Source organism: Bradyrhizobium sp. STM 3809, assembly GCF_000239795.1.
In the GTDB taxonomy this organism is placed as follows: domain Bacteria; phylum Pseudomonadota; class Alphaproteobacteria; order Rhizobiales; family Xanthobacteraceae; genus Bradyrhizobium.
The window spans coordinates 1-5,397 of record NZ_CAFJ01000353.1; the positions used below are offsets into that span (position 1 = coordinate 1).

The window sequence follows — 5,397 nt, forward strand, 5'->3', positions numbered from 1 at the left end:
GCCGAGAGCGCGGCCCGGGCCTATCTGCTCACCCAGGGCGAGGAGTTCCTGAACGACCATGAAGCGGCGGTCGCGGCAATCCACCCGGTGCTCGACAAGCTCGGCACGCTGGTTGCGGACAACCGTGTCCAGGTCGAAAATCTCGCCCAGCTCCGCAGCGTCATCGAGACGCGGCTGTCGCAGTTCGACCGCGAGAAGCTCCTGGTGGCGCGCGGCGATCTCGCCGCCGCGATCGCGCTGGTCCGCGACGCCGGCTCGACCGGCAGCAGCAAGACCATGCGCGAGACCGCGGAGGCGATGCGGCTCGAGGAGGAGCGCCTGCTGTCGTTGCGCACGGCCAACGCCGATGCGAGCCAGCGGCTGGCGGCAATCGTCACCATCACCGGCTCGGCGCTCGTCGTCGTGCTCGCGATCATCTCGGTGCTGCTGGTGCGCCGCTCGACGCGCGCCCGCGATGACGCCGAGGCGCAGCTGCGCGAGAGCAATCTCAACCTCGAAGCCACCGTCGACGAGCGCACCGCGGACCTGCGCGAGGCCAATGAGGAGATCCAGCGCTTCGCCTACATCGTCAGCCACGATCTGCGCTCGCCGCTGGTCAACATCATGGGCTTCACCAGCGAACTCGAGGAGCTGCGCAACGACATCTTTCGGCGCATTGCGAGCCTGGCGCGCGCCGTGTCGGCTTCTCCGCCGCCGGCCGAGGGTGCCGAGCCGGAGCTCGAGGGCGCCGACAAACAGCTTTCGGACGACTTCTCCGAGGCGCTCGGCTTCATCAAGTCCTCGATCGCCAAGATGGACCGGCTGATCAGCGCGATCCTCAATCTCACCCGCGAGGGCCGCCGCGAGTTCGTGCCGGTGCGCATCGACACCCGCGAGCTGATCGAGCAGATCGTCTCGACCCTGGCTCACCAGGCCGAGGAGGCGCAGACCACGATCCGGGTCGAGCCGCTGCCCACGATCGTCAGCGACCGCCTCGCCCTGGAGCAGATCTTCTCCAACCTGATCGACAACGCCATCAAATATATGAAGCCGGGCGTGCCCGGCGACGTCGCGATCCGCGCCCGCACCAAGCTCGGTTTCGCAATCTTCGAAATCAAGGACAACGGCCGGGGGATTGATCCCCGGGATCACCAGCGTATCTTTGATCTGTTCCGCCGCGCCGGGACCCAGGACCGTCCGGGTCAGGGGATCGGATTGGCGCATGTGCGCGCGCTCGTGCGCCGGCTCGGTGGAACCATGTCGGTCGCGTCGGAGCTCGACCAGGGCAGCACGTTCACCATCACGCTCCCGATCAACTGGAACGTCTCAAACCGGAACTCAGACCGATGACCATGCCCGTGACCATCATCATGATCGAGGACGACGAGGGCCACGCCCGGCTGATCGAGCGGAACATCCGCCGTTCCGGCGTCAACAACGAGATCAAGCCGTTCACCAACGGTACAGACGCGGTGAAATATCTATTGGGTCCTGACGGCACCGGCCTGGAACACAAAGGCCACGCCCTGCTGATCCTGCTCGACCTGAACCTGCCGGACATGACCGGCATCGACATCCTGAAGATGGTCAAGCAGAACAGCTTCCTGAAGAGCGCGCCGGTGGTGATCCTGACCACCACGGACGACTCGCAGGAGATCAAGCGCTGCTACGAGCTCGGCTGCAACGTCTACATCACCAAGCCGGTCAACTACGAGAGCTTCGCCAACGCCATTCGCCAGCTCGGTCTGTTCTTCTCCGTCATCCAGGTTCCGCCCGCCGCATGAGCGCCCCCGCCCCCACGCTGCTCTACATCGAGGACGACGCGGCGCTGGCGCGTCTGGTCGAGCGCGGGCTGAAGCGGCTCGGCATCACGGTGGAGCATGCGCCGGACGGCAGCGCGGGTCTGGAGCGGCTGCAGAGCGGCGGCATCGACGTGGTCGCGCTCGACCAGCACATGCCGGGGCTCGACGGGCTGGAGACGCTGGAGCGCATCATGGCGCTGCCCGAACCGCCACCCGTGGTGTTCGTGACGGCCTCGCAGGATTCCAAGATCGCCGTGACGGCCTTGAAGGCCGGTGCGGCCGACTATCTCGTCAAGGACGTGCAGGGCGAGTTCATCCCGCTGCTGCAGGTCGCCGCCGAAGGCGCATTGCGCCAGGCAAGGCTGCAGCGGGCGCGTGACGAGGCGGAGGCCGAAGTCCGCGCCTCCCGCGACCGCTATGCGGCGCTCGCGGCCGAGCGCGAGGTGCTGCTGCGCGAGGTCAATCATCGCGTCGGCAACTCGCTGCAGATCATCGCCTCGCTGCTGCATCTGCAGGCCAATTCGAGCGCGCAGGACGACGTCAAGGCCGCGCTCACCAACGCGATGGGCCGCGTCGCGGCCGTCGCCCAGGTGCACCGCCGGCTCTACACCTCGCAGGACCTCAAGAGCGTGCTGCTCAACCAATATCTGGATTCGCTGCTCGACGATCTGCGCCGCTCCGCCGAGGGCAACCGGATGTCGCGGCTGACGCTGAAGGCCGTGCCGGTCGAGATCGACCCGGACCGCGCGGTCGCGATCGGCATCGTCGTCAACGAGCTGGTGATGAACGCCGTCAAATACGCCTATCCCGATGGGCCCGGACCCATCCATGTCGAGCTGCGGCTCGAAGGTGACGACGTCGTGCTGTCGATCGCCGACAACGGCGTCGGCCTCAATGCGACCAGCGATCCCCGCTCGACCGGAATGGGCCAGCGCATCGTCAGTGCGATGGCCACCAAGCTCGATGCGACCGTGGAGCCCGACCCTACTCACGACGGCACCAGGATCGTGGTTCGATTCCGCCTCGCCAAGGATGCACCGAAGCCCGCTGCTGCCGCGGTGGGCTGAACGGCGCCGGGGGCGGGCTTGCCCCCAACCAGCCATCGCGTGCCGCGCGATGTCCTGCTAAGCTCCCGGCATGAATTCGCGCGACTCCGCAGCCTCCGAGATCACGCCCGAGGTTCTGCTGCGTGCCTATGCCTGCGGCATCTTCCCGATGGCCGAAAGTGCCGACGACCCCTCGCTGTTCTGGGTCGAGCCGGAGCTGCGCGGCGTCATCCCGCTGGACGGTTTTCGCGTGGCGTCGCGGCTCGCGCGCACCGTGCGCTCCGACACCTTCACAGTGACCGTGAACCAGGCGTTCAAGGCGGTGATGGACGGCTGCGCCGCGCCGCAGCCCGGCCGCGAGGACACCTGGATCAACCGGCGCATCCGCGAGCTCTACAGCGGCCTCTACGCGATGGGCCATTGCCACAGCGTGGAATGCTGGCAGGACGGCGAACTGGTCGGCGGGCTCTATGGCGTCAGCCTCGGCCGCGCGTTCTTCGGCGAGAGCATGTTCCACCGCGTCCGTGACGCCTCGAAGGTCGCGCTCGTGCATCTGGTGGCGCGCCTGATCGCCGGCGGCTTTGAGCTGCTCGACACCCAGTACGTCACCGAGCACCTGAAGACCTTCGGCGCGGTCGAGATTCCGCGCCGCCGCTACACCGTGCTGCTCGAAAATGCGATCACCGGCCCCGCCGCGAACTTCGTCCGCCTGCCCGTCGACCGCCCGATCACCGGCGCCGAGGCGCTCGGCCTCATCGCCGAGCGCGGCTGAGCGCTACCGGAACACGCCACCGAACGGGCCGCCCGCCTGCGGCGGCGGAGGTGGCGGCGGCACCTGCTGTGTCTGGTACTGCTGCGGCGGCGGCTGCGGACGCGGGGCCGACTGCTTCTGCTGTGGCGGGCGCTTCTGGGCGGGCTGCGGCTGCGCGGCCGGCTTCTGCTCCGGAGCAGCGCTCACCACCGTGTTCTGCGGCTCTTTGCAGTCGACCAGCCAGATGTCGTAGATCGGGTGCTCGACGCCGTGCAGGCCCGGGCTGGCCGCGAACATCCAGCCGGAGAAGATCCGTTTCACCTCGCCCTGCAGCGTGATTTCGTCGACCTGCACGAAGGCGTCGGTGTTGGCGGCCTCGGTGGCCGGGCGGGAGTAGCAGGCGTCGGTCTTCACGCGGAGCGCGCCGAACTGCACCGTCTCGCCGATCTCCTCGTCGAAATTGATGATACGCCCGGTGATCTTGTCGAGGCCGGAGAAGCTCGCCTTCTTGTTCACGATCTTCTGCGCCGGGGGCTCGGTCACCACCTCGTCGCCCGGCTGAATGGTCGCCGGCGTCTGCGGCACCGCGCCGTTCGGCGGGATCGCTGCATTCTGGGGGGCACCACGGGGCGGTGCCGGCCGCTGGCCGGGCGCAGCACCGGGCTGGCCGGGAGGCGCGGCCGCAACCGGCGGATTGTTCTGGGGCAGGACAGTCGTGCCCGGCGGCGGCGCCAGCGGCTGCGACTGCACCGGACCGGGCAAGGCAGCACCCTGCCCCGGCGGCGGCCGGGTCGGTGCCGGCAGCACACGGCCCTGCGGCAACTCGGGAACCTCTTCCTCTTCGTCGGGCGGCGGCATCGGCTCTCCGCGGCGCGGAATGTTGCCGGGCGGCCGCGGCACGGGATCAGAGAATATCGTACCGATCTGCGCGCGCGCAGGCACAGCCAGCGTGAGGGATGTGGCGGCCAGAAATGCCGCGATACCGGTCAGGACAATTGTTCGGTGCATCTCGCGCGGCTTTATCAGGCGAATCGGGGTTCGGGACAATCAAATCGCGTCATGACCCATCCGCCGCTCTCGATCAGCCCTCCCGTTAACATGCCGAATACGGCGGGGGAAGGGCGACTTACCAGCGCACCGCGAGGTGGCCATCTGGTTCATCCAATGAGATAGTCGCATGATCCGGAGATAGCGTGAACCCAACACGCGACAAGGGCGGGCGAGCAACGCCCGCGGCGGGAGGAATAGACCAGATGACCGACTCGATTCGCCTCGACGGCAGGGTGGCCGTCGTCACCGGCGCGGCCGGCGTGATCGGCGCTGCGACCATGCAGCTCCTGGCCGCGCGCGGCGCACGCATCGTCGCCGTCGACCGGCGTGAGGCCGATCTGCACGACGCGACGCGCGCCCTGCCCGCCGGCGCCGAGGCGCTGGCGATACCGGCGGACGTCACCGACGAGGCGCAGGTCGCAGCCTATGTGCGGAAGGCCTGCGACCGCTTCGGAACCATCGACGTGTTCTTCAACAATGCCGGCGTCGAGGGCGAGATCAAGTCGATCACCGACTATCCGCTCGATGCCTTCCGCCGCGTGCTCGACGTCAATGTCGTCGGCGTCTTCCTCGGCCTCAAGCACGTGCTGCCGGTGATGCTGAAGCAGAACCGCGGCTCGATCATCAACACCGCCTCGATCGCCGGCCTGATCGGCTCGCCGCAGATCGCCGTCTACAGCGCCAGCAAGCATGCCGTGATCGGCCTGACCAAGAGCGCGTCGTGGGAATGTACCGGCACCAAGGTGCGCGTGAACTGCATCTGCCCCGG

At 67.9% G+C, this 5,397-nt stretch carries 6 protein-coding genes; 5 read left to right on the forward strand and 1 reads right to left on the reverse strand.

All coding sequences use genetic code 11. The features are described from left to right. The 4 genes from BRAS3809_RS18735 to aat form a co-directional block, all read left to right on the forward strand. Positions 1 to 1,329 (forward strand): sensor histidine kinase (locus tag BRAS3809_RS18735; protein ID WP_035656838.1); only part of this gene is annotated, 1,329 nt, incomplete at its 5' end. Next, entirely contained in the window at positions 1,326 to 1,763 is a 438-nt protein-coding gene (locus BRAS3809_RS18740) for a response regulator (RefSeq protein ID WP_008963642.1), read from the forward strand. The genes BRAS3809_RS18735 and BRAS3809_RS18740, both read left to right, overlap by 4 nt. Then, a complete protein-coding gene (locus BRAS3809_RS18745) occupies positions 1,760 to 2,848 on the forward strand; it encodes a sensor histidine kinase (protein WP_008963643.1) in 1,089 nt (362 codons plus the stop codon). Before BRAS3809_RS18740 ends, BRAS3809_RS18745 begins: the two co-directional genes overlap by 4 nt. Positions 2,849 to 2,918: 70 nt before the next feature. Continuing rightward, positions 2,919 to 3,599 (forward strand): leucyl/phenylalanyl-tRNA--protein transferase, encoded by a 681-nt coding sequence (gene aat, locus BRAS3809_RS18750; protein WP_008963644.1) that lies wholly within the window; start codon positions 2,919 to 2,921, stop codon positions 3,597 to 3,599. Between the two features lie 3 nt (positions 3,600 to 3,602). Here the strand turns inward: aat and BRAS3809_RS18755 are convergent, their stop codons facing one another. Next, the gene (locus BRAS3809_RS18755; protein WP_008963645.1) at positions 3,603 to 4,586 is read right to left on the reverse strand and encodes a DUF2155 domain-containing protein; all 984 of its coding nucleotides are present in this window, start codon (positions 4,584 to 4,586) and stop codon (positions 3,603 to 3,605) included. A 245-nt stretch (positions 4,587 to 4,831) separates the two neighbouring features. On the opposite strand from BRAS3809_RS18755, the gene BRAS3809_RS18760 reads away from it, so the two are divergent. Continuing rightward, on the forward strand, positions 4,832 to 5,397 hold a 566-nt coding region (locus BRAS3809_RS18760), incomplete at its 3' end, for an SDR family NAD(P)-dependent oxidoreductase (RefSeq protein ID WP_035656841.1).